Annotated in this window: 21 protein-coding genes; 10 read left to right on the top strand and 11 right to left on the bottom strand. The window is 62.0% G+C overall.

Annotated features, from left to right (window positions below):
* From JF290_RS09620 to JF290_RS09585, 8 genes are all read left to right on the top strand, one after another.
* On the top strand, positions 1-948 hold the full coding sequence (locus JF290_RS09620; protein WP_199024630.1) for an ABC transporter permease: 948 nt from the start codon (positions 1-3) through the stop codon (positions 946-948).
* On the top strand, positions 941-1,882 hold the full coding sequence (locus JF290_RS09615) for an iron chelate uptake ABC transporter family permease subunit (RefSeq protein WP_199024629.1): 942 nt from the start codon (positions 941-943) through the stop codon (positions 1,880-1,882). Before JF290_RS09620 ends, JF290_RS09615 begins: the two co-directional genes overlap by 8 nt.
* Before the next feature lie 14 nt (positions 1,883-1,896).
* Positions 1,897-2,631: an ATP-binding cassette domain-containing protein gene (locus JF290_RS09610; protein WP_328701228.1), complete on the top strand. Its 735-nt coding sequence runs from the start codon at positions 1,897-1,899 to the stop codon at positions 2,629-2,631.
* Between the two features lie 133 nt (positions 2,632-2,764).
* A complete protein-coding gene (locus JF290_RS09605) occupies positions 2,765-4,708 on the top strand; it encodes a TonB-dependent receptor domain-containing protein (RefSeq protein WP_199024627.1) in 1,944 nt (647 codons plus the stop codon).
* A gap of 56 nt (positions 4,709-4,764) precedes the next feature.
* Positions 4,765-5,736, top strand: coding sequence for a MotA/TolQ/ExbB proton channel family protein (locus JF290_RS09600; protein WP_199024626.1), 972 nt, complete (start codon positions 4,765-4,767; stop codon positions 5,734-5,736).
* Entirely contained in the window at positions 5,733-6,113 is a 381-nt protein-coding gene (locus JF290_RS09595) for an ExbD/TolR family protein (RefSeq protein WP_199024625.1), read from the top strand. Before JF290_RS09600 ends, JF290_RS09595 begins: the two co-directional genes overlap by 4 nt.
* Entirely contained in the window at positions 6,110-6,502 is a 393-nt protein-coding gene (locus JF290_RS09590) for an ExbD/TolR family protein (protein WP_227362524.1), read from the top strand. Before JF290_RS09595 ends, JF290_RS09590 begins: the two co-directional genes overlap by 4 nt.
* Positions 6,499-7,398, top strand: coding sequence for a TonB family protein (locus JF290_RS09585; protein WP_199024624.1), 900 nt, complete (start codon positions 6,499-6,501; stop codon positions 7,396-7,398). Before JF290_RS09590 ends, JF290_RS09585 begins: the two co-directional genes overlap by 4 nt.
* A gap of 70 nt (positions 7,399-7,468) precedes the next feature.
* Here JF290_RS09585 and JF290_RS09580 read toward each other — a convergent pair whose 3' ends face one another.
* From JF290_RS09580 to JF290_RS09540, 9 genes are all read right to left on the bottom strand, one after another.
* Entirely contained in the window at positions 7,469-7,921 is a 453-nt protein-coding gene (locus JF290_RS09580; protein WP_199024623.1) for an SRPBCC family protein, read from the bottom strand.
* Positions 7,922-8,115: 194 nt separating this feature from the next.
* Positions 8,116-8,901: an XdhC family protein gene (locus JF290_RS09575; RefSeq protein ID WP_199024622.1), complete on the bottom strand. Its 786-nt coding sequence runs from the start codon at positions 8,899-8,901 to the stop codon at positions 8,116-8,118.
* Entirely contained in the window at positions 8,898-10,079 is a 1,182-nt protein-coding gene (locus tag JF290_RS09570) for a vWA domain-containing protein (RefSeq protein ID WP_199024621.1), read from the bottom strand. The genes JF290_RS09575 and JF290_RS09570 overlap by 4 nt, the downstream gene beginning before the upstream one ends.
* On the bottom strand, positions 10,076-10,951 hold the full coding sequence (locus JF290_RS09565; protein ID WP_199024620.1) for an AAA family ATPase: 876 nt from the start codon (positions 10,949-10,951) through the stop codon (positions 10,076-10,078). Before JF290_RS09565 ends, JF290_RS09570 begins: the two co-directional genes overlap by 4 nt.
* A gap of 66 nt (positions 10,952-11,017) precedes the next feature.
* The gene (locus tag JF290_RS09560) at positions 11,018-13,444 is read right to left on the bottom strand and encodes an aerobic carbon-monoxide dehydrogenase large subunit (RefSeq protein WP_199024619.1); all 2,427 of its coding nucleotides are present in this window, start codon (positions 13,442-13,444) and stop codon (positions 11,018-11,020) included.
* Positions 13,441-13,935 (bottom strand): (2Fe-2S)-binding protein, encoded by a 495-nt coding sequence (locus JF290_RS09555; protein WP_199024618.1) that lies wholly within the window; start codon positions 13,933-13,935, stop codon positions 13,441-13,443. Before JF290_RS09555 ends, JF290_RS09560 begins: the two co-directional genes overlap by 4 nt.
* A gap of 12 nt (positions 13,936-13,947) precedes the next feature.
* Complete coding sequence (locus JF290_RS09550; protein ID WP_199024617.1) at positions 13,948-14,802, bottom strand: FAD binding domain-containing protein; 855 nt, start codon at positions 14,800-14,802, stop codon at positions 13,948-13,950.
* Positions 14,803-14,914: 112 nt separating this feature from the next.
* Entirely contained in the window at positions 14,915-16,072 is a 1,158-nt protein-coding gene (locus JF290_RS09545) for an MHYT domain-containing protein (protein ID WP_199024616.1), read from the bottom strand.
* Positions 16,073-16,489: 417 nt separating this feature from the next.
* Positions 16,490-18,055: an inorganic phosphate transporter gene (locus tag JF290_RS09540; protein ID WP_425503947.1), complete on the bottom strand. Its 1,566-nt coding sequence runs from the start codon at positions 18,053-18,055 to the stop codon at positions 16,490-16,492.
* 243 nt (positions 18,056-18,298) lie between these two features.
* Here JF290_RS09540 and JF290_RS09535 point away from each other — a divergent pair, with 243 nt between their 5' ends.
* Both JF290_RS09535 and JF290_RS09530 read left to right on the top strand, forming a co-directional pair.
* Positions 18,299-20,149 carry a Na/Pi cotransporter family protein gene (locus JF290_RS09535; protein ID WP_199024614.1) on the top strand — a complete coding sequence of 617 codons (1,851 nt, stop codon included), beginning with the start codon at positions 18,299-18,301 and terminating at the stop codon, positions 20,147-20,149.
* Between the two features lie 43 nt (positions 20,150-20,192).
* Positions 20,193-20,444, top strand: a complete 252-nt coding sequence (locus tag JF290_RS09530; protein ID WP_199024613.1) for a hypothetical protein — start codon at positions 20,193-20,195, stop codon at positions 20,442-20,444.
* 183 nt (positions 20,445-20,627) lie between these two features.
* On the opposite strand, the gene JF290_RS09525 is transcribed toward JF290_RS09530, so the two are convergent.
* Together JF290_RS09525 and JF290_RS09520 are read right to left on the bottom strand one after the other, a co-directional pair.
* Positions 20,628-21,374 carry an SDR family NAD(P)-dependent oxidoreductase gene (locus JF290_RS09525; protein ID WP_199024612.1) on the bottom strand — a complete coding sequence of 249 codons (747 nt, stop codon included), beginning with the start codon at positions 21,372-21,374 and terminating at the stop codon, positions 20,628-20,630.
* Positions 21,375-21,383: 9 nt separating this feature from the next.
* A complete protein-coding gene (locus JF290_RS09520; RefSeq protein WP_199024611.1) occupies positions 21,384-22,946 on the bottom strand; it encodes an isochorismatase family protein in 1,563 nt (520 codons plus the stop codon).
* Between the last annotated feature and the right edge of the window lie 15 nt (positions 22,947-22,961).

Here is a 22,961-nt window from a genome sequence, read left to right as displayed (position 1 = left end):
ATGCGCTTTTGGGTCGGACTTGCCGTTGTCATGGCACTGTCAGCTGTTTCGCTGTTCGTCGGAGTCATTCCAATCACCCCAGTGAATGTATTTTCCGATCCCGACGCCGCGCATGTGATCATGGTCAGCCGGCTGCCGCGTACGGTTGCGGCAATATTGGCGGGTGGCGCGCTGGCGATCACCGGGCAGATCATGCAAACGCTCGCTCGCAACCGGTTTGTCGAACCGATGTCCGCTGGTGCAGGCCAAAGTGCGGCGCTTGGAATTCTGCTCGCCACGCTGCTCATTCCCGGCTCACCGATCTGGATCAAGATGCTTCTGGCCGCCGCAACGACCCTTGCAGGCAGCGTCGGGCTGCTGGTCCTGATCCGTCCCTTGCCGCCGACCCAGCCCCTGTTGGTGCCACTTGTGGCGCTGGTTTATGGCGGGATGATCGGGGCAGGGGTCACCTTCATTGCCTACCAGGGCGATTTCCTCCAATTCCTGCAGGTCTGGCTGACGGGCGAGTTGTCCGGCGTTCTGAGGGGCAGATATGAACTGCTCTGGGTGGCCGGTGCTGCGGCCGGGCTGACATGGTTGATTGCAGGGCGGATCACCTTGCTGAGCCTTGGCAACGATGTGGCGCGGGGGCTTGGCGTCAATGTCGCCGGGGTTACCGCTGCCGGGCTGGTTGCTGTTTCTGTGGTCACCGCGCTCGTGGTGGTGACGCTGGGTGCCATTCCCTTTGTCGGGCTGGTCGTTCCCAACCTCGTTTCCCGGGTGATGGGCGACAACCTGCGCGGCACGCTTCCAGTCGCGGCGCTGACAGGTGCGGGTCTCGTCCTTGGGGCGGACATTTGTGGGAGGGTGATCCGAATACCGTTCGAAATTCCGGTGGCGACGATGATCGGTGTTGTCGGCGCGGTGTCGTTCCTGATCCTGCTCTACCGGGAAAGCCGCTATGCTTAGACGAGTCGGTGTGCTTGCAGCGCTTTTTCTGATTTCGACCACGGCGTTCCTGATGCTGGACCCGGTTGGATCGTGGGAGTTCCTTTTGCCGTTCCGGTTGCGCCGGTTGGCGGCATTGATGCTGACCGGGGTTTGCCTCGCGACCGCGACCGTCCTGTTTCAGACCATTTCCGGCAATCGCATCCTCACGCCGTCAGTGATCGGGTTCGACGCGCTCTACGTGATGGTCCTGACAGGGCTGGTCTTCGTGTTGGGCGGGGCGGGGTATGCCTTGCTGCCGACGCCGGTCCTGTTCGGGTTCAATCTCGCCACGATGACGGGGCTGGGCTTGTTGATGTTCCTTCTTCTCACGGTCGGAGCGCGGCACGACATGATCAAGTTGGTGCTGACGGGCATCGTCACGGGCATATTGATCCGGTCGCTGAACGACTTCTTGCAGCGGATGATCGACCCCAACGAATTCCAGATGGTTCAAGCGTCCAGCTTTGCCCGGTTCACCCATGTGGATTCCGGGTTGCTGGCCCTGACGGCCGCAGTGAGCGTGCCCGCCCTGATCCTCGCGTGGCGCATGAGATTTCGGTTGGACGTGCTTGCTCTGGGCCGAGAGGCCGCAACCGGACTGGGCGAGACTCCGAACCGGGGGCATCGGCAGGCGCTGGTCCTGATATGCGTGTTGGTGGCTTCGGCAACGGCGCTGGCGGGGCCGTTCGGGTTGTTCGGCTTGATCGTGTCCTCGCTGACCTACCTGATCGCCCCGTCCTCGCGCCATGCCGTGGTGCTGCCGGTTGCCGGGCTTGTCGCCTGCATCGTTCTGGTTGCCGGACAAACGATAATGGAGCGGATTCTGGATATGGCGACGCCCTTGCAGGTGGTGATCGACATGCTGGGCGGTCTGGTGTTTCTCACTCTCGTTTTGCGGGGTCGCGTTTCATGATTTCCATTCGCGGCGTGAGCCACTCCATCGGCGGGGGCAGGATACTTCAGGATATCGACCTCGAACTGCCACGCGGCGGGGTGACTGCCCTGATCGGTCCGAACGGGGCCGGAAAATCGACGCTGTTGTCACTGGTGGCGCGCTTGCAGAAACTGAAGACCGGGCGGATCCGGGTGGACGATCTGGAAATCGGCGCCTGCCCGGACGCGACACTTGCCCGGGTGCTGGCGATCATGCCGCAATCCTCCGTTGTCTCGGCCCGGTTGCGGGTCGGCGAAGCGGTCCTGATGGGGCGATATCCGTGGCACCGGGGGCGTCCCGGTCGGCAGGATCACGAGATCGTCGCGCAGACGCTGGGCCTGTTCTCGCTGACCTCTCTGGCTGACCGGTTTCTAGACGAGATTTCGGGCGGTCAGCGACAGAGAACACTGGTGGCAATGGCCCATGCACAGAGTACAGACTACCTGCTGCTGGACGAACCGTTGAACAATCTCGACATTGCGGCGTCGCGCCACCTCATGCGCTTGCTGCGCGAAATGGCGGACGAAGGCGGCAAGAGCGTAGTCATAGTGCTGCACGACATCAATTATGCGGCCGCCTTCGCGGACCGCGTGGTGGTCATGCGATCCGGGAGAATCGTCGCGGACGGAGCACCTTCGACAGTGATTTCTCCGGCGCTTATGACCGATGTCTTTGCCACCGATGCCCGGATTCATTGCGTCGATGGCAGACCCGTGGTTCTGGTCTGATTTTTTCGCTCGCAAATACTTGACTGAAAAACTCGGATTATATAAGCGGGGCGCGACAGCCAGCCAAGAGGGTCGCCCGCGTACCTGGTCGCAAGCAAGTCCCAAAAAACTTCAAGAAAAAGGGACAGGCCACATGGTTCTGACGAAAAAAGCTGCGCTGCTGGCGTCGGCAGCGATCCTTTGCGCCACCGCGTCCACGGGGCAAGAGGTGTACGATCTGGACCCGATCCGGGTCGAGGACTCGGATGCTCAGGACACTCTGGGCAACAGGCTCATTACGCGCGAAGAGATCGAAGCGCGCAACCCGTCGTCAATGGCGGATGTGTTTGACGGGGAATCCGAAGTGCAATCGAGCGGCGGCGCCGCCATCGCCCAGAAGGTGCTGGTCAACGGCATCGAGGAAAGCCTGCTGTCGGTGACCATCGACGGCGCCCGCCAGAACAAATCGGCTTTTCACCATACCGGCAACGTGCTCATGGACCCGACCTTGCTCAAGCAGGTCGATATCAGCTCGGGCCTGTCGCCCGCCGATGCCGGGCCGGGCGCGTTGGCCGGTTTCATTGCTTACGAGACGATGGACGCGCGTGATCTGCTCGAGCCGGGGCGGGTTTTCGGCGGCAACGCCCTGCTCAGCTTTGGCGACAACGGCAACAGCTTTCGCCGCACCCTGTCACTTTACGGATCGAGCGATGGCTTCGAATACCTGCTGAGCGGCACCCAGACGACCGGAGATGACTACGAAAGCGGCGCGGGCACCATCGTTCCGGGCACGCAGCCTGATCTGTCGTCGTTCACAGGCAAGTTTGCCTATACCACGGACACCGGCAAACGCTTTGAATTCGCGGCCAATCGGACGGAGGACAACGGGTTGCGCGCGATGCAGGCAGGGCCGGGCGGGCTGTACTTTGCCCGGCCTGACTTCGGCGGCGTCGTGGGACGTCCCAGCGTCTATCTGCCGGCCTTGGCGCAACGGACCTCGTACACGTTCACCTATACCGACGAGGCACCGTCCATTGCCTTTTCGCCAGTGGTGCAACTGTCCTATAACGAACAATATGTCGAGGCTGGAGCCGCGATCGGCACCAACGCCAGCCTCAGCGGCAAGATCGAGAACGATTTCATTCTCGGCTCCGGCGTTCTGACCGCAGGGATCGATTTCTTCCATGACACGGCCACCCCCGAAGGACCATTGACGGCTCGGTTCGGCGAAGAGACGCTGGACAACATCGGCCTCTATGCCCAGATGAGACAGGATATCGGATCCCGTCTTTCCCTCTCCTATGGCGTGCGGATCGACAGCCAGCGCTTCGAACTCGCGGATGGAACCGAATACATCGATACCGGCATCAGTTTGAACGGCCAGGCCGACATTGTCCTGACGGACGCGTGGACGTTCAACATCGGCGCTGCGTCCACGTGGGGCGGCTATGAACTGAGTGAAGCGTCGCTGATCAACCTGGGCACACCATGGGTCTATGGAACACCAGAAGCCTCTCGCGGCAACAGCGCTCGCATGGGCGTTCGCTATGCCAGCGGAAGATGGGAAGCCAGCGGCGCGTTGTTCTATACCGAAGTCGAAGACGTGAATGACGTGCTGACATCCGGCCGGGGTGTCGCGGACCTGACCTCGCAGGGCATCGACGCATCGCTTGCCTACATCGCCGTTCGCGGCTTCGTGCGGATCAACTACACGAATGCGGACGTGAAACTGGATGGCGATCCCGTTGGATCGACCGCCTACTACTACGGTCGCCCGGTGGGGCAGATCTTCGGGATCTCGGCGGGCTACGCGGTAAGCCCGGACATCACGATCGGCGGCACCATGGATATCGCGCTGGAAAATGACGACACCGAAGGCGTTGGTGGCATGTCCGCATTGCCGGGATATGAAGTGGTCAACGTCTTCGCGACGTACACGCCACCAAGTTACCAGAATGTCGAATTCCGCCTGGATATCCGCAACCTGTTTGACGAAACCTACGTTGCTCGCAGCTCGGACGGAAACGGCCTGTCCAACGTGCTGGCGCTCGAAGAGCCGGGCCGCAGTATTTTCCTGACCGCATCGCTGAAGTTTTGATGTTTTGCCCTGCGCGGCAATCGCTAGCGCGCGACGACCTGAACAGGAGACCAGGAATGGCACTTCGGCTTATGACGATCTGGACAGCGGTGCTGATCTTCGCATTCGCTCTATCGCTCGGCGCATCGCTTCAGGCGCAGACCGCGCCGGCCCCTGAGATCTCGGTCAGCGAGCCGATGCGTCCCGACACCCCGACCTCGGACGGTTTGAGCCCGGCCGTGCCGGGCGCGGCGTCAGGTTGGCTGCCGGTTGCAGGCCAAGCGGAAACGGACGTTGGTCCGGGGCAAACTCAAGAGCCACTTTCCGATACCGCGACGGGACCGCAGGTGTCGGAAACAGAACTGGACGTCGTTCAGGCAACGGAACGGCGGATACGCGAATTCCTGCGCAACGGTGGTCCCTCGATCTGGGCAATCGCAGTGCTGTCGGTCGTGGCGGTCGCATTGATCCTCTGGAAGACGTGGAAGTTCTTCGTTGCCGGTGTCTGGTCGCGGCGGATGTCGCAGCGCGCCGTCAAACAGTGGGAAACGGGCAGCCCCGACCGCGCGCTTGATCTGGTGAAGGGTCGTCGCGGGGTCCGCAGTCGGATGACCGCTGCTGCAATGCATGCCCGTCTGACGTTGCCCGACGCCACCGCCCGCGAGGAAACGACGCGCAGAGCAAAGAAGCTGATCGGCAGCCAGAGCACCGGATTGCGAGCGTTGGAGCTGATAGCGACCATCGCGCCACTGCTGGGCCTGCTGGGAACGGTCTTGGGAATGATCGCTGCCTTCCAGGCATTGCAAGAGGCGGGAGCGCGTGCCGATCCGTCCTTGCTGGCTGGCGGGATCTGGGAGGCATTGCTGACCACCGCAGCCGGCATGGCCGTCGCGATCCCGGCCTCGGCGGCGCTGACCTGGTTCGAGTCGACAATCGAACGGCTCAGGGCTGACATGGAAGACATCTGCGCACGTATCTTCGTTGCGAAGATCCCCATACCTGCAACCGAGGTCGAGGCCGAAGACGTCCCGGGCATCGCCACCCAATGATCTTCCTGTCCGGCGACCCGCGTCCTCGGCGCAAGCCGAGTCTGACCCCGATGATCGACGTGGTTTTTCTCTTGTTGGTCTTTTTCATGCTGGCGTCGCGCTTCGGGCTGGACGCCGTATTGCCACTGCCCTTGGCATCGGCCGGGACCGCGTATTCCGGTCCTCCGCGGTTAATCGAAGTGGACAGGGTCGGGTTGAGGCTGAACGGGCGCGCAATTCAAACCAAAGATCTTTCCCGTGCGCTGCAGGCACTGACCACGTCGCCCGACGATGCAATAATCCTTCGCGGCCGTGAGGACGCGCCGCTTCAACGTGTGGTCGACGTCGCGACGGTGCTGCGCGCTTCGGGGTTTAGCCGACTGGTCCTGGTCGAATGAGCCTCGACTTCGGAACCACAGGTCGCAGACCGCGCGGAGAGTCGATCGTTCCGATGATCAATGTGGTGTTTCTTCTGCTGATCTTTTTCCTGATGACCTCGACGCTGGCACCGCCCGACCCCTTCGCTGTGCAACCACCGGTCGCCCCGGTCGGGGAGAACGGCGTGGCCGGCCCGGTGCTATACCTGTCCGGCGCGGGTGAGATCGCGTTTCGCGAACTGCGCGGGGATGACGCGATCGCGGCGCTGGCCTCCGAGATCACCGATGCAGACGCCGCGCCGCAGGTGCGCGCGGATGCTACCGTTCGGGCGTCTGACCTGGCGAGATTGCTCAAGACCCTGGCCGGTGCCGGACTTGGAGAAGTGGCCTTGGTTGTGGCGCCGGAATGAAACGCTTGATCGAAGCCTTGCTTTTCGTCGGGCTCGCGCTCGGTCTGCATGTTCTTGTTGCCATGCGTGGACCGGACGACGGTGGCACCGAGGCCGCCGGAGCCGGTGGTGAGGCGATGGTATCGTTGGCCGCGGCCTCGGCCAGTGTCGAGACGATGGTCGATTCCTGGGATGCACCGCGCCCGCCGATCCAAAGCAGCGTCACCCCGACCGTTGCGCCGCGGGTTTCGCAGCAAGTGCCGCTCGCCTTGCCGCGCCTCGATCTTCCGCCGCAACGCGCGCTGACAGGCGTCGCTTTGCCGTTAGGTACACCAGCAGAGCAGTCGCCTCCGGAATTCGACCGCTCGACACCGAAGCCTGTCGAACCGGAACCAACGCTCGAGACGTCGGCAATTGCCGATCATTCATCACCGCGCCCGATGCGGCGCCCGATCGATCTGGCACAGCGGCAGCGGCGAGACTCGCAGTCTGAACCAAAGTCCCAACAGCCGGCCAAAACTGAAAGCACGGCATCGGCGGCCGTGCAAAAGCAGCGTGCGGCAGGGGCGGGCGGGTCTGCCCAAGCAGGTGCTGCCGGGTCCGCGCAGGTCAAATCGCTCGGCGCGGCTCGCGAGGCGCAGCTGATGTCTGTCTGGGGCGGACAGATCCGGGCGAGGATCGAAAGCAAGAAGCGCTTTCCCAAAGGGGCCCGTGGCAACGGCCGGGTTGTCGTCCGCATCTCGGTCACGACGACCGGCCGGATCACCGGTGCCCGGATCGCGAGAGCTTCGAGCAATCCCCTCTACAATCAGGAGGCGATCGCTGCCGTGTCCCGTGCCGATCGCGTGCCCCGTGCCCCGAAGGAACTGACCGGCTCCAGCTACGACTTCAACTTGCCGATGGACTTTTCCAGGTGAGTGGGAGACGGCGCAGGCATTGGAACCGCGAAGGCGACATCAGTGCATTGTTGTCTGTTTGGAGTTGCCCTCACGCCGGCGTTTTCTGGTTCACGACATCTGCAAACGACTTGAAGAATTTCGCGGCGAGCTTCTTTGCCGTGCTCTGAATCAGCCGGCTGCCCAATTGGGCAAGCTTTCCGCCGATTTCGGCCTTGGCGTCATAGCGCAGAATTGTCTGGTCTCCATCCGCTGTCAGCGTTACGTCGGCGCCGCCCTTGGCATGGCCGGCAGGACCTCCATTGCCTTGGCCGGTCAACGAAAACGCGTCGGGCGCCCCTTCGGTATCGAGTTGGACGTCGCCGCTGAACCGCGCTTTGACCGGTCCGACTTTCAACACCACCTTCGCCTCGAGTTCATTGTCGGAATGCTTGATCAACTCCTCGCAGCCGGGGATGCACTGCTTCAGCACTTCTGGATCGTTCAGAGCTGCGTAAACCTGCTCTTTCGTGGCGTTGATGATGATTTCGTCCGAGAGTTCCATACGGGTCGTCCTTCTTTCAGCAACAGGGAAATCTGATCTGGTTGGCTTGTTCAGGCGTCAGAGCCAGCTTCCTACGAAAGTGGCCAATGGATCTGATGAGGTTCGTTTTGGGGCGCTTTCGGAACTGCATCAGAAGCTGTTCCGCAAGATCCACGCCCAGCGATTGCCCAGTGGCCAGAAGGAGTGCGGCAACGCTACGCATTGATCACACCCGCTTGCGCACGGCGCACCTGAACGAGGTCCGCAAGGATCGACAATGCGATTTCCTCGGGTGTGACGGCGCCCAGTTTCAACCCCGCGGGGGCCTTTACCGCCTTGACTCGGTCGGGATCGACGCCATGGTCGATCAACCTTGCAGCGAGCGTCTCGAATTTTCGGGCGCTGCCCACGAAGGCCACGTGCTGCGAGGGCAGTTTCAGGGCGCCTTGCAAGGCTTCGCTGTCACCCTGACCCTGCGTCGCAACGACGATGACTCGCAATTGATGCGCGGGCGGCTCTTTGTCGGGCAACTCGCGGACAACAGCCCAGTGAAACTGCGGGGCCAGGCTGGCGAGTGCCCGTGCCACGGGCGATGCGCCCAACACGATCAACTGCGGCATTGGCAGGCATGGCTCGATGAAAATGTCGACGCTGCCCTTGGATGGGCAGCCGTTGCGCGCAAAGCGGACACCTTCGACCTCGTCTCCGGCTCTGACGCCTTTTTCGGCCAAGAACTCCTCGGGCGCGACCGAGACCAACTGTGGCTGCCCGGTTGCAAATGCGAGGAGAGCCGCCTTTTTCACGGCCCCGCGGGTACAGCCGCCACCAAGCCAGCCGTGCAGGATGGTCCCGTCCGCACCAAGCAGGGCCTTCGCCCCCGGCTTCGCCGCGGTTGCGCCGGCTGTCCGCACGATGGTGGCGAAAGCAAAAGCTTCTTCCTTTGCGCGCAGTGCCGTTGCCGCGTTGGCCAATTCGTCGGACTGGAACTCGGCGGGGGTCATAGCGTCATCACCTCACGGTCGAGCGCGGCAAGATCGGCCAGAGTGTTCGCGGCGCAGAACAGATCGAGATGCGGCAAGGCGGCGGCCATGCCGTCCGCCACGGGGGCGTAGTCGCGCCAGCCTTTCAGCGGATTCAGCCAGATGATCTTGCAGCCGCGTTTCCTGAGGTCCGCCAAAGCGGCATCCAAAACTGTGGCAGGCGCCGTGTCGTAACCATCGGACAAGATCAGAACGACGCTGCGCCCATCAACAAAGCGTTTCGCATACGTTCTGGCGAACCGCGCGATGGAGGGTCCGATTTCGGAGCCGCCCCCGAAACCGTCCGCCATCAGCGACATCCGCCCGATGGCACGCATCGTGTCCTTGTCCCTCAGGGCTTCGGTGATCCGCACAAGACGGGTGTGAAACAGGTAGGCGTCGGCGGTCGTATCGCTGCGCATCAGACCGGCCAGAAACGCAAGGAACACTTGCGCATAGACCGTCATCGACCCCGATACGTCGCACAGGGCGACGATCTTGCGGGGGCGGTCGGGGCGATGCTTGCGCACCAGGCGCAACGGCTCGCCCCCGGTCGCAAGGCTGGCGCGGATCGTCTTGCGGAAATTCAGACGGTCACCCTTGGGCGCGGCGATGCGGCGCCGGGACCGGCGGTCACGCAGCGCCGCGCCGAGGCGTTGGGCGACTTTTTCGGCTTCGGCAACATCCTCGGGCCGCACCAGGTCACGCAAATCCTTCCGCATCAGGTTGCGGACCTCGGTGGCGATGAGTCGTCCTTCGCCGTCGCTTTCGGCGTCTCCGTCACCGGCTTCTGGCGCGGTGGACGTGCCCGCGCCGCCGGTATCTTCGCCCCGCGCATCGCGCGAGGAATGCACGCTGTCATCCCCCTTGTCAGGCGGGCTTTGAACGATCTTCTGGCGCACCCGGCCCGCGTCCAACCAGTAGCTGTCAAAGAGCGCGTCGAACCGGTCGACTTCGTCCTTGCAGCCCGTGCAGACGGCCTTCAGCGCCCGGCGGCTCGCATCAGGTCGTGCGGCCTCCACTTCGCACAAGGCAGCCAAGGCCAGCTCGGTTTCCGACACGCCCAAACGCAGCCCGTTCTCGCGCAAATGGGCCATGAAGCCCGCGACTCGCGCGGCTGGCCCCGGATCCCGTGCGGCAAAGCGGGTGACGCGGCTCATGCGGCGCGCCCCGCGATGCGAGCCGCGACCTCGGGCGTGATATGCGCGCGGTCGCTTTGCGTTTTCAGGAGCGTGCTGAGCGTGTGTTTCAGCACCGACGGATCGGACGTCAGGTCCGCAATTCCGAGTCCCATGACGGCGGCCGCAAAGTCGAGCATCTCGGCAACGCCGGGAACCTTCTCGAGCTCTTCCTCGCGGAGTTTTTGAACAAAGCCGACGATCTGTGCGCCCAATCGTTTCTCTATCCCCGCGCAGCGGGCGTGGAGGATGGCCAGCTCGGTCTGCCGGTCGGGATAGTCGACGTAGGAATACAGGCACCGGCGGCGCAGTGCGTCCGACAGATCGCGGGTGCCATTGGAAGTCAGGATCACGATGGGGTTCGTGGTGGCCGCAACGGTGCCGAGTTCGGGGATCGTGATCTGGAACTCCGACAGGATTTCCAACAGGTAAGCTTCGAATTCCTCGTCGGCCCGGTCGATCTCATCGATCAGCAGGACAGGCGGCGAGTCTTGGGTTATGGCCGCGAGCAGCGGGCGTTCCAGCAGGAACTCGCGGGAGAAGATCCGGTCTTCGACGCTCTTGCCGGTTTCGCCGTCTTCGGCGGCCGCTCGAATGGTCAAGAGTTGACGCTGGTAGTTCCACTCGTAGATCGCCTGCGCCGCATCAAGCCCTTCGTAACACTGCAGACGGATCAGCTTGGTGTCTTGCTGCGCCGCGAGGCTGGCCGCCAACTGGGTCTTGCCGACGCCAGCCGCCCCCTCGAGAAGCAAGGGCCTGCCGAGCGTCAGTGCGAGATGCAGCGCGACACTGAGATCATCGGAAGCCACGTATCCATCGGCGGCCAGGGCCGTCTGAAGGTCAGTCCAGGTCATGTCAAATTCCTGCAAGAGCGGCACCCGACCGAACGTCTCGGGCGGTCGGGTGCGCGCCGCTTTCACCTAGTCGTGCAAGCCCAGTTCATTGGCCGTGCGCCAGATCCGCCAATGGTCATGCGGCATGTTCGTATGCGTGTTGCCGAACGGTCGGAACGCATCCTGCACCGCGTTCGAGAAACACGGCACGCCGCCGACATGTGGGCTTTCGCCCACACCTTTCGCCCCGATGGGGTGATGTGGAGAGGGTGTCACGGTAAAGTCCGTCTCGTAGTTCGGCACTTCCCAAGCCGTCGGCAGGAAGAAGTCCATCAACGTGCCGGTCTTGACGTTCCCCATGTCGTCATAGGCGATCTCTTGCCCCAGAGCGACGGCGAGTGCCTCCGTGAGACCGCCATGCACCTGGCCTTCGATGATCATCGGGTTGATCCGTGTGCCGCAGTCGTCCAGCGCATAGAAGCGGCGGATTTCCGGCACTCCGGTATCGACGTCGATGTCCATTACGCAGATATAGGCCCCGAAGGGATAGGTCATGTTGGGCGGGTCGTAGTAGCTGACCGCTTCCAGTCCCGGCTCGATTCCGGGAATGGCCTGATTGTAGGCGGCGAAGGCGATTTCCTTCATCGTCTTGAACTTTTCCGGCGCGCCTTTCACCACGAAACGGTCGACGTCGAATTCCACGTCGTTGTCGTGCACCTCCAGCAGGTAAGCCGCGATCATCTGCGCCTTGGCGCGGATCTTGCGGCCGGCCATCGCGGTGGCCGCACCGGCAACCGGGGTCGAACGGGAGCCGTAGGTTCCCAGCCCGTAAGGCGCGGTGTCGGTGTCGCCTTCCTCGATTGTTATGCTGTCCGCCGGCAGTCCAATCTCGGATGCCAGAATCTGCGCGAAGGTCGTCGCGTGGCCCTGGCCCTGGGAAATCGTGCCCAGACGCGCAATCGCGGAGCCGGTGGGGTGGATACGGATTTCGCAGCTGTCGAACATGCCCAGCCCAAGGATATCGCAGTTCTTCACTGGGCCGGCGCCGACGATTTCGGTGAAGAAGCTGAGGCCGATCCCCATCAGCTTGCGTGTCTTGCCCGCCTTGAAGTCCTCGACCCTCTGCGCCTGTTCGGCGCGCAGCCCGTCATAGTCCACGGCCTTGAGCGCCTTGTCCCAGGCGGTGTGGTAATCGCCACTGTCATACTCCCACCCCAGCGCGGCGGTGTAGGGGAACTGCTCCTTTCGGATGAAGTTGATGCGCCGCAATTCTGCGGCATCCATGTTCAGCTTGATAGCAAGCACTTCGATCATGCGTTCGATGAAGTACACCGCCTCGGTCACGCGGAAGGAACAGCGATAGCTGACGCCTCCGGGGGCCTTGTTGGTGTAGACGCCATCGACCTCGAGATACGCGGTCGGGATGTCGTAGGAGCCCGTGCAGATGTTCATGAAGCCGGCCGGGAACTTGGTGGGATCCGCACAGGCGTCGAACCCGCCATGGTCGGCCGTCACATGGCACTTCAAGCCGGTGATCTTGCCCTCCTTCGTGGCGCTGATCTGACCCGTCATGTGATAGTCACGGGCAAAGGCCGTGGTCATCAGGTTGTCCATGCGGTCTTCGATCCATTTGACCGGCTTACCCGTCACGATCGACGCCACGACCGAGCAGACGTACCCCGGGTAGGCGCCGACCTTGTTTCCGAACCCGCCACCGATGTCGGGCGAAATCACACGGATGTTGTGTTCTTCGATCCCGGAGATCAGCGATACGATCGTGCGGATTGCATGTGGTGCCTGGAACGTGCCCCAGAGTGTCAGCTTGCCGTTGACCTTGTCCATCGAGGCCACGCAGCCGCAGGTTTCCAGCGGGCAGGGATGTGTCCGGTGATAGTACATCGACTCCTCTGCGACGACCTCGGCATTGGCGATCACCTCGTCTGTCGGGCCCTTGTCACCGGCTTCCCAGGTGAAGATGTGGTTGTGGTGCTTGCGCGGCCCATGGGCGCCCGGCGGGATGGAGCCGTCTTCAGCCACGAGGTCCTCGCGCAGGACCACATCCGATTTCAAAGCCTCGAAAGGATTGACGATCACCGGAAGCTCTTCGTAATCGACCTCGACCGCCTCGATGCCATCGGCAGCTGCATAGCGATCTTCGGCGACGACAAAGGCGACTTCCTGACCCTGGAACAGCACCTTGCCATCCGCCAGAACCATCTGCTTGTCGCCGGCAAGCGTCGGCATCCAATGCAGGCCCAGCGGTTCGAGGTCGGCAGCGGTCAGGACGGCCAGAACGCCCGGGACTTCCAGCGCGGCGGCGGTGTCGATGCTCTTGATCCGTGCGTGCGCATAGGGCGAGCGGACGAAGTCACCGAACAGCATCCCGTCCAGCTTGATGTCGTCGACGTAGTTTCCCTTGCCCTGGGTGAAGCGAGCATCCTCGACCCGCTTGCGCGAGCACCCCAGTCCCTTCAGGTTGGCGACGCGGTCTTCGCGTGTGACTTCGTCCTTCATTCCGCGGCCTCCTTGGCTGCATTCATCTCGGCCGCAGCGGCCTGAATCGACTTGATGATGTTCTGGTAACCGGTGCAGCGGCAGATATTGCCGGCCATGCCGAAGCGGATTTCCTCTTCGGTGGGGTTCGGGTTTTCCTCAAGCAGTTTTGCCGCACGGGTGATCATCCCGGGTGTGCAATAGCCGCACTGAAGCCCGTGGTGCTCCTTGAAGGCGGTTTGCAGCGGATGCAGGTCATCCGGTCCCCCAATGCCTTCAATGGTGGTGATCTCCTTGCCGCTGGCCTGTGCCACGAACATCGTACAGGCCTTGACCGACTTGCCATCGATGGTCACGGTACAGGCGCCGCAATGCGACGTTTCGCATCCGATGTGGGGTCCGGTGATGTTCAGCCGCTCGCGCAGCGTATAGATCAGCAGTTCGCGCGGATCGGCCAGGAATTCCTCGTCCTTGCCGTTCACCTTCAGCTTGATGTGCATCTTGTTTGACATGTGACCCCTCCCTTACGCGCGCGACCAGGCGCGCTCGATGGCGCGGCGCAGGATCACGCCAGCCACGTGTTTCTTGAACGCGACCGGACCGCGGTTGTCCTCCGTCGGATCGATGTCGCCCAGCATGGCCGCAACAGCCGCCTTGATCGCGACATCGTCGACGGACGTGCCCACGAGGGCGGCTCCGGCCGCTTCGGAGTAGACCGGTGTGTCGCTCAGGTTCGTCATCGCGATGGCGACAGAGGCGCAGGTGCCCCCATCATTCTCGATCTGAACAGCCGCGGCGGCGGTGGCATAGTCACCGATCTTCCGCTTCTGCTTTTCATAGGCGTATCCGCCCCTCGGCAGCGGGATCGTGACGCTGGTCAGAACCTCGTCATCTTCCCGCGCGGTCATGTAGGCCGCCTCGTAGAACTCACGGGCCGGAATGTCGCGTTCTCCCTCCGGACCAACGACAGTGAAGGTGGCATCGAGGCATTGCATCAGGCCCGGCATGTCGTTGCCGGGATCGCCGTTGGCGACATTGCCGCCGACAGTGCCCATGTAGCGCACCTGCGGATCGGCGATCTGCAGGGCCGCCTCGCGCAGGATTGGAGCCACCGCTCCGAGCCCTTCGTGATCGATAATGGCAGCCTGGGTCACCATGGCGCCAATGCGGATGCTGTCATCGCCAATGTCGATGTTCGACAAACCGCCGACATCCTGCAGATCGATCAAGTGGGGCACGTCGGCCATGCGCAGTTTCATCATCGGGATCAGGCTGTGCCCGCCTGCCATCACGCGCGCTTCGTCTCCGTGTTCCTCGAGCACGGCCAGAACCTCGGCCATGTCCTGGGGACGATGATATTCAAATGCCGCTGGTATCATTCGGCTCTCCTCCCAAAAAGCGGTCGTTCTTGTTGAGGGGGACCATGCATGCGGCGGAATGTCGCCGCCCGCAAAATATCATCAATAACAGCGGTTTTGCACGAAATGCGCCTCAGGCGACATGAACTGCGCCGGGCTGCGCGCTCAGGGCGTCCTGGATGAACTTCAGCTTCGAACGACTCACCGGAGCGGGCGGCAAATCATAGGCTGAAAAGATGCAGCGCCCTTTGTCCTTTTCCCGCTCGAAGCGGGAGACCTTGCCCGGATTGACCAGATAGCTTCGATGGGTCTGAAGAAACCCGGCCGGGACAAGCCGCTTGGAGGCTTCGGTAATCGGCCAGACACAAAACAGCCGGTCCTGCTCGGTGTAAACTTGGGTGTAATGCCCATCGGCCCGCACCAATGCAACATCAGCAGGCGAAATGAAGATACGCGTGCCGTCGCGCTCGCAAGGGATCTGGAGGCCGGGAAAAATGGGTGTCGCTGAACCCGTTTCCGCTGCAAGTGCAGGGGCAGGGGCAGGGGCGTCATCCCTGTTCGAACCGTCCTCGCTCTCCTCCACCACCAGGTAGGTGACGCTGACCCACAGGAACGTGCCGAACAGGACGAAGCTCGACAGGATCACGCCGAGGGCAAGGACCTCGTTGCTCATGGTTGGGCCGAACTCGTTCCGACTTGGGACCACAACGAAACTCGTTCCGGCCATCGCGAGGAAATGGACCGAGACAACAGCGATAGCGAAGCAGATCGTTCCAAGAACGATGTTGCGCTTCTGGCGGCGCCCGTAGGCGATCCAGAAGGCCGCGATGCACAGGCAGATCGCCACGACGGAAGAGAAGATGATGCCGAAGGGCGTATAGATCGGTCGACAAAGCTGTAGCCCCGCCATGCCGATGTAATGCATCCCGAGGATGCCGACGCCGACGATCCCACCCGCCGCAGTGATCACGCGAGGTGTACGTTTTACGAAATGCAGCAAGAGCAGGGCAGCGCCGACGATCAGTATCGCCGTGAGCGCGGAAACAAGCGTGATCGCGGCATCGTAGTAGAATAGAACGGGCAGTTCCAAACCCAGCATCGCGACGAAATGCATGGACCATATACCGCCGCCCAATGCGATCGAGGCGAGTGCGATCGAAATCTGCCTTTGGAGAACCGGCTTGCGAGACAAGTCACGAGTCAAGGACAGCCCGGTAAAGCCGGCAACCAGCGCGACAACGCCGGACATGACGACAAGGAGTGCATCGTGATCTGCTTGCAGGATATCCATGCGTGCTAAAGTGACCCATAGCAGCGTTGTTGGCAAACGGTACGCAAGCCGCGATTCTCAATTCCGCGGGAACAGCTTTTGAGAACTCTTGCGTGCTTGAAGGGCTCGCCGCGTACCTACGTTTGCAGGTCGCTCCTCCGCTCGGTCAGATGAATGGACGGTGGAGCGGGCAGGGTGGCTTGGCATCTTTGGAGCACATGAGACGTTCCATCCCTGTCCTGAAAAGCCATATAACAGAGTGTCTGCGTGGATTGATACCATACGTTCGTTGCCCGCGACCTGTTCGCGCTGCGAGAGCATGCGACCGAGCCACTGAAACTGCTGTTCTTGCCGAGTGGCACAAACCCTTCCGGGCGCAAGATCCGCAGTCGATGTTGTCGCTGAAAAGGGTTCAAACTCGTCTGATACAACCGGTGTTCAAGGCAAGAGCATCCCGCGCAACATGAAAAAGAACATCGCCGCGAGGACCGCGGCGACCGGGACCGTGACGATCCATGCCGCCGCGATACGCAGCAGAAGGTTGCGCTTGACCAGTTCAACGCGATGCACACGACCGAGGTCGCGTCTTTCGCGCTTTCCCAGCAGGCGATCCTGTGAGTCCTGTGCCTTCATGTTACGCAGCATCTCGCCCTTCATCGCCACATCGGCCGCCTCGAACCGGGCGAGAAACTCGTCCACGGCCTCGGGATCATGGTTTGCATGATGGTCTCGTATCTGTTCCAGCATGTTTGCATAGCTGGATTTGATGTATTCGCGCAGGAACCCGACGCCGAAGACTCCACCGACGGCGATATGGGTCGAACTGACGGGCAAGCCCAGTTGCGAGGCGATGATGACCGTGATTGCCGCAGCCAGCGCGATACAAAAGGCTCGTGTCTTGTCCAGTTCGGTGATCTCGCTTCCGACCGTCCGGATCAGTTTCGGCCCATAGAGCGCCAGACCCAGGGCGATGCCGATCGCACCCACCGCCATGACCCAAATGGGGATGGCAGCACTGGTGGTCACGCCACCGCCGACAATGGCATCGTTGATGCCGGCCAGCGGACCAACCGCGTTGGCCACGTCATTGGCGCCATGTGCAAAGCTCAACAGTGCCGCCGCGAAGATCAGGGGCACCGTGAACAGGTCGTTGACGCTGGCCTTGTGGTTTTCAAGCGCGACGGTGCGGTGCGCGATGTAGGGGCGCATGAGCACATAGACGGCACCGGCCAACCCCAGACCAACCAGAAATGCGACCGGAAAGGACACGCTGACGATCTTCTTCACGCCCTTCAGAATCAGATAGGTGGTGAAAGCCCAGGCCATGATCGCGACGAACACCGGAACCATGCGGTTTGCCGCGCCGAGCACGTCTCGCTTGTAGGTGATGGTGCGCTTGATCACATACAGGAAACCAGCCGCAATGAGCCCGCCCATGAGCGGCGAAATCACCCAGCTTGCGGCGATCTTTCCCACGACCGACCAATCCGCGATCCCCCAGCCCGCCGACGCGATGCCTGCTCCGAGCACCCCGCCGACGATGGAATGCGTGGTCGACACCGGGGCGCCAACCACGGTCGCGAAGTTCAGCCAGACCGCGGCGGCGAGCAGGGCGGCGATCATCAGCCAGATGAACGTGTCGCGATCGGCGACCAGTTCAGGGTCGATGATCCCGCTCTTGATCGTTCCAACGACATCGCCCCCCGCGATCAAGGCCCCCCCGGCTTCGAAAAAGGCCGCGATCACGATCGCTCCGGTCAGCGTTATGGCATGCGATCCGACGGCCGGGCCGACATTGTTCGCGACATCGTTCGCGCCGATGTTCATCGCCATGTACCCACCGATCATGGCTGCCGCGACCAGAAGGATGCCGTCGATGCCGCCATCGGTCCGTACGATGGTGAACAGCATGATGCCCACGATGAAGATCAGGGCCGTTCCGAAGCGGAACAGCTCATCGCGGTTTCGTTGAACAGCGCTTTCGACGTTTTCGGTTTTCAACACAATGCGTCCCCCCAAGCTTCGCAATGGATGGAGCGATCATCTACAGATTCCCGAGGTTGAATGTGAGCCACGTCAAAGACAGACGACAAGGCGGGCCTTATGTCTCTATTGCGCAACGGTGTTCAGGGAGACTGACTTGAGAGAGGAGGAGGGACAAAACAGCTGCACCTTCGGTCGGTCTTCTCCATTCCTGTGGTGCCCGACCTTGTTGCGGGAACGGTTGGTTCCGTCTGGTTCGCCGGCATGACTCGCTACTATCTTCCGGTCGTGATCGGCGCACTTCTGGTGACATTCTGGCTCAGTCCGGACGCTCAGGAGATCGCAGCCGGCGTCGCTATCTTCTTGTTTGGAATGCTGATGCTGGAGGACGGCTTCAAGCTGTTCGGGGGCGGCACGCTGGAACAGCTTCTCGCCCGCGCGACAGCAACAACTCCGCGTGCGATCGGCTTCGGGATCGTCGCCACCAGCCTGCTGCAGTCCAGCTCTCTCGTCTCCGTGATCACAATATCCTTTCTCAGCGCCGGGTTGATTTCTCTGATCGGGGGTGTGGGGATCATCTTTGGTGCCAACATAGGGACAACCACCGGCGCTTGGCTGGTTGCGGGGCTCGGGCTCAAGGTGAACATCGCGGCCTATGCCATGCCGATGATCGCGCTCAGCATCGTCCTTGTGTTTCAGAAATCCAAGCCCCTGAGGGGGATCGGCTATGCGCTCGCCGGCCTCGGGTTCCTGTTCCTTGGCATCCACCACATGAAAGAGGGTTTTGACGCGTTCAAGGACCAGATCGACCTGACACGCTTTGCACTGTCGGGATTGATCGGTCTGGTCGTCTATTCGCTCGTCGGCACCTTCGCGACTGTGGTCATGCAGTCCAGCCACGCAACGATGGTGCTTATCCTGACAGCTCTCGCCGCCGGACAGATCAGCTATGAGAACGCGCTGGCGCTGGCGATTGGCGCCAACATCGGCACCACCATCACGGCGATCATCGGCTCGCTCGGCGCGAACCATCAGGGCAAGCGCCTCGCGTTGGCGCACCTGATTTTCAATACCCTGACTGCTGGCGTCGCCCTGATCTTCATTGGCCAACTGCGCGACATGGTCGACGCGATCAGCGGCCTGGTCGGGATCACTCCGGATGACTACGCGCTGAAACTGGCGGTTTTCCACACGATATTCAATGTCCTCGGGGTCGCTCTCATGCTGCCGTTTCTGCAACGGCTGGTCGCGCTGCTCGAACGTCGTATCCCGGCTCCCCAGCCGGATGTCAGTCGACCTCGGTATCTGAACGAAGCCGTGGACGAATTTCCGCAAACGCTCGAAATCGCTCTGAGCAAGGAAGTTCTTCACCTCTATGAGAACGCGATCGAACTGATCCTGCATGGACTCAACCTGCACCAGACCGAGATCTTCGCAACGGACAACATCGCGGCGACGGTCCGCAAGAGCCGCGCCCCGTTGGACCTTGACCTTGCCGACGCGTATGAAACCAGGGTCAAGACGATCTATTCCGCCATCGTCGAGTTCGCGACACGTGCCGGAGACAAGCGACTGCCCCCCGAGATCGCCGACCGGGTCTATGAACTGCGCGACGTCGCGACCGATATTGTTCAGGCGGTCAAGTCCATCAAACACTTGCGCAAGAACGTCCTGAACTACACCACGCGTCCCAAGGGGGCCGTCACCGAACTGTATGACAGCCTCAGGAGCGAAATCGCGCGGATCGCGGTGGAAATCAGGAAAATGGAGCTTGCCGCGCCAGAGGACCGCAGTGGGCTGTGGCTGGATCAGGAGCGCGCCCAGATCGAGGATGCCATGCGCCAGACCACGCATCGCGTGGATGAACTGATCCGTGCCGGCGACCTCAGCCCGGGTGCGGCGACGTCTTTCATGAATGACTCGGGTTATGCATACGGAGCGATGCGCCAATTGATCGAGGCCGCCCGCAGCTACTACGTCGAACGCGACAGTTCCATGGCCGAAGTCGAAAGCCTCCTGTCGCTCGACGAAGAAGAGATAGATGAAAGCACGGGTGATGCGGGCCCTCGGTCGATGCCGGGCGCGTCAGCGAAAGCCCCTGCGAAAACGTCATGAAACTGACCCGGGAAAAAGCCTTGGAAAATTTGGAGTCGCGCAAATGGGCTTGAAGAAACTTGCAGCCAAGGTGGTGGACTACAACGAACGCCTCGAATGTGGGAAGGCGAGCGAAATCAAGCCGAGCCACGTCGAGAAAGTTCTGGCCAAGCTCAAGCGAAAGATCGAAGAGCTTGAGGCAGAGATCGCCTTCGCGCATTCCGCCGAAAAGAAAGCTCGCTTGGAGACAAAGCTCGCAGTAGCCCGCACACATGTCGAGCGCGCGGAATGGCTGTTGACGGAGCTCTGCGAGTAGACTGGTCCCGTCAAAACCTTTGCACTCGAGCTAGCTTGCCATTGAACGTCCGTCCAACCGCGACAGACGTGCTTTCCGTATTTTCACGGACTGTCGCGTGTGGAATGTCTGTCAGCCTCGCCGATGGAAACCACGACCGATCACCCCCTTTTGGACTGAACTCCCATCAGAATTTCGCGGCGTTCAGTAGGTGGCGCGTCCGCCGGATAGGTCGAAAACCGCGCCCGTGGTGAAAGAGTTTTCGCGGCTGGCAAGCCAGGCGATCATGTTTGCGGCTTCGTCCACCTCCAGGAACCGTCCGCGCGGGATCTTGGAGAGCATGAAGTCGATATGGCTCTGGCTCATCTGGTCGAAGATCCGGGTGCGCGCGGCGGCGGGGGTCACGCAGTTCACCGCGATATCGGCGCCGGCGTGCTCCTTGCCCAGTGTCTTGGTCAACCCGATCACCCCGGCCTTGGACGCGGAATATGCGCCGGCATTTGGGTTTCCCTCCTTGCCGGCGATCGAGGCGATGTTGACGACGCGGCCATAGCCGGCCTTTGCCATGATCGGCAGCACTGCGCGGCAGGTATGAAAGATCCCATGCAGGTTGATCGCGACGATGCTGTGCCATTCGGCGACGTCGTATTCGGTGACCGGCGCGTTCGAGCCCGCGACACCGGCAGAGGTCACGAGCGCGTCGATTCTGCCGTGCCGCGCGACCACGTCCCGGGCGAGGGCGACGCAGGCGTCGGCGTCGGTCACGTCCAGTTGCGCCGCGTCGGCCCGGTCGCCAAGCTCTGCTGCGGCGGAGGCGGCGAGGTCGCCGTCAAGGTCCCACAAAACCACGTGCGCACCCGACGCATGCAGGCGCCGCGCCACGGCAAGCCCGATGCCCTGTGCGCCTCCGGTGATCGCAGCCACCTGTCCCTCGAAATCATACCTGTTCATGTCTTCCCCCTACCTGAGCGCCGCGATGACGTCCGCGGTCTTTGTCACCAGAGCCACGTTCTGAAGCGCATAATTGATGCTCGCATTGTGCCAATCGGCGTTCATCGTCGAACAGCCGTCTTCCGGGATCACCATCACGTATCCCTTGTCCGCCCCGGTGCGGGCGGTGTGTTCGATCGACATGTTGGTCCAGGCGCCGGTTTCGATGATCACATCGCGTCCTTCGGCCTTGAGGATCGTTTCAAGATTGGTTCCCTCCCAAGCCGACATGCGCATCTTTTCGACGATGTGATCGCCGTCTTGCGGCTCGGCACCGGGGGCAGGGGCTCCGCCCCAGGTTCCCCGCACCAGCGCATTGTTGTCGATCACGCCTTCGAAGAGCGGCGCGTTCAAGGTCAGGCCCGCGGCGCCCGGCGGCACGAGGAAATGGACGTGAATCACCGGCACGCCCAACTCTCGGCAACGCGCAGCCAGTGCCGCCACATTGGCGAGGGCATTCTGACTGCGGCAATGATCAGGCGCGCCCGAGTCGGCGAAGGCTCCGCCTTCCATCACCACGTCGTTCTGCATGTCCTGGATGACAAGCGCGCAACGCGACGCTTCAAGCCGAAGCGGTCCGTTGCCTTCTGTGATATCTGACTGCGCGGCGGGCGCGCGTCGCGCCCGCATGAAGGGTTCATTGCGCGGGCCGACCTTCGTGGTGACCGCATAGACGCTGGTCGTCGCGCAGACGTAAAGCGTCCGCCAATCCGGGCCGCCCCAATGCAGGTTCGCCGCCATTTCGGGGATCGCCACCTTGCCGATCAGCTTCCCGGACGGCGCATAGACCCACAGCCCGCCAGGTGCCGTGACCCAGACATTGCCCGAAGCGTCGCACTTCATGCCGTCCGGCACACCGGGCTTCAAGCTGTCCTTGATGCCTGTGGCGAAGATTCGGCAATTGACCAGCTTGTCGCCCTTGACGTCATAGACCCGGATGTTCGCCTGCTCGGTGTCGTTGATGTAAAGCAGGCTTTCGTCGGGTGAAAAGCACAGCCCGTTGGGCATGCTGAACGTGTAGCGGTCGACCACAAGCTGCGGTTCGTCCCCGGCGCGATGGCCCGGCGGCAGGCGGTAAACCGCCTGAAAGCCCAATTCGCGCGGGCGTTCGACGCCGAACCCCGGCATGCGGCCATACCAAGGGTCGGTGAACCAGACAGAGCCATCCGATTTCACGCAGAGATCGTTGGGAGAATTCAGCTCGCGGCCTTCGAAATGGCTGGCCAACACCTCTCGCTGCCCATCGGGGCGGAACCGGGTGACGGAGGACGTGGAATGCTCGCAGACCAGAAGGTTCAGGTCGGCGTCATAGGTCATGCCGTTGCCCTTGTGGGACGGCGACATCACCTCGCGCACACCGGCCTTGTCGAGCCTGCGCCGGATGTCGGCCGGCATGTCGGAAAACAGCAGATAGTGATCGACCGGGTGCCAGATCGGCCCTTCGGTAAAGGTGCAGCCCGACGCCGCCTGCACCACCGGGGCGTGTTCCTCGATCAACTGGCGAAAGGCCGGGTCCAGGGCTTCATGCGACATGACGCTTTCCTCGCT

Source organism: Sedimentitalea arenosa (genome assembly GCF_016428585.1).
In the GTDB taxonomy this organism is placed as follows: Bacteria; Pseudomonadota; Alphaproteobacteria; order Rhodobacterales; family Rhodobacteraceae; genus Sedimentitalea; species Sedimentitalea arenosa.
This window is presented reverse-complemented; position numbering and strand designations above follow the sequence as displayed.

Excerpts from the sequence above, each read along its gene's own strand:
- JF290_RS09620 (WP_199024630.1), top strand. The coding sequence starts at position 1 with ATGCGCTTTTGGGTCGGACTTGCCGTTGTCATGGCACTGTCAGCTGTT.
- JF290_RS09615 (WP_199024629.1), top strand. The coding sequence starts at position 941 with ATGCTTAGACGAGTCGGTGTGCTTGCAGCGCTTTTTCTGATTTCGACC.
- JF290_RS09605 (WP_199024627.1), top strand. The coding sequence starts at position 2,765 with ATGGTTCTGACGAAAAAAGCTGCGCTGCTGGCGTCGGCAGCGATCCTT.
- JF290_RS09600 (WP_199024626.1), top strand. The coding sequence starts at position 4,765 with ATGGCACTTCGGCTTATGACGATCTGGACAGCGGTGCTGATCTTCGCA.
- JF290_RS09595 (WP_199024625.1), top strand. The coding sequence starts at position 5,733 with ATGATCTTCCTGTCCGGCGACCCGCGTCCTCGGCGCAAGCCGAGTCTG.
- JF290_RS09590 (WP_227362524.1), top strand. The coding sequence starts at position 6,110 with ATGAGCCTCGACTTCGGAACCACAGGTCGCAGACCGCGCGGAGAGTCG.
- JF290_RS09585 (WP_199024624.1), top strand. The coding sequence starts at position 6,499 with ATGAAACGCTTGATCGAAGCCTTGCTTTTCGTCGGGCTCGCGCTCGGT.
- JF290_RS09580 (WP_199024623.1), bottom strand. The coding sequence starts at position 7,921 with ATGGAACTCTCGGACGAAATCATCATCAACGCCACGAAAGAGCAGGTT.
- JF290_RS09575 (WP_199024622.1), bottom strand. The coding sequence starts at position 8,901 with ATGACCCCCGCCGAGTTCCAGTCCGACGAATTGGCCAACGCGGCAACG.
- JF290_RS09570 (WP_199024621.1), bottom strand. The coding sequence starts at position 10,079 with ATGAGCCGCGTCACCCGCTTTGCCGCACGGGATCCGGGGCCAGCCGCG.
- JF290_RS09565 (WP_199024620.1), bottom strand. The coding sequence starts at position 10,951 with ATGACCTGGACTGACCTTCAGACGGCCCTGGCCGCCGATGGATACGTG.
- JF290_RS09560 (WP_199024619.1), bottom strand. The coding sequence starts at position 13,444 with ATGAAGGACGAAGTCACACGCGAAGACCGCGTCGCCAACCTGAAGGGA.
- JF290_RS09555 (WP_199024618.1), bottom strand. The coding sequence starts at position 13,935 with ATGTCAAACAAGATGCACATCAAGCTGAAGGTGAACGGCAAGGACGAG.
- JF290_RS09550 (WP_199024617.1), bottom strand. The coding sequence starts at position 14,802 with ATGATACCAGCGGCATTTGAATATCATCGTCCCCAGGACATGGCCGAG.
- JF290_RS09545 (WP_199024616.1), bottom strand. The coding sequence starts at position 16,072 with ATGGATATCCTGCAAGCAGATCACGATGCACTCCTTGTCGTCATGTCC.
- JF290_RS09535 (WP_199024614.1), top strand. The coding sequence starts at position 18,299 with ATGACTCGCTACTATCTTCCGGTCGTGATCGGCGCACTTCTGGTGACA.
- JF290_RS09530 (WP_199024613.1), top strand. The coding sequence starts at position 20,193 with ATGGGCTTGAAGAAACTTGCAGCCAAGGTGGTGGACTACAACGAACGC.
- JF290_RS09525 (WP_199024612.1), bottom strand. The coding sequence starts at position 21,374 with ATGAACAGGTATGATTTCGAGGGACAGGTGGCTGCGATCACCGGAGGC.
- JF290_RS09520 (WP_199024611.1), bottom strand. The coding sequence starts at position 22,946 with ATGTCGCATGAAGCCCTGGACCCGGCCTTTCGCCAGTTGATCGAGGAA.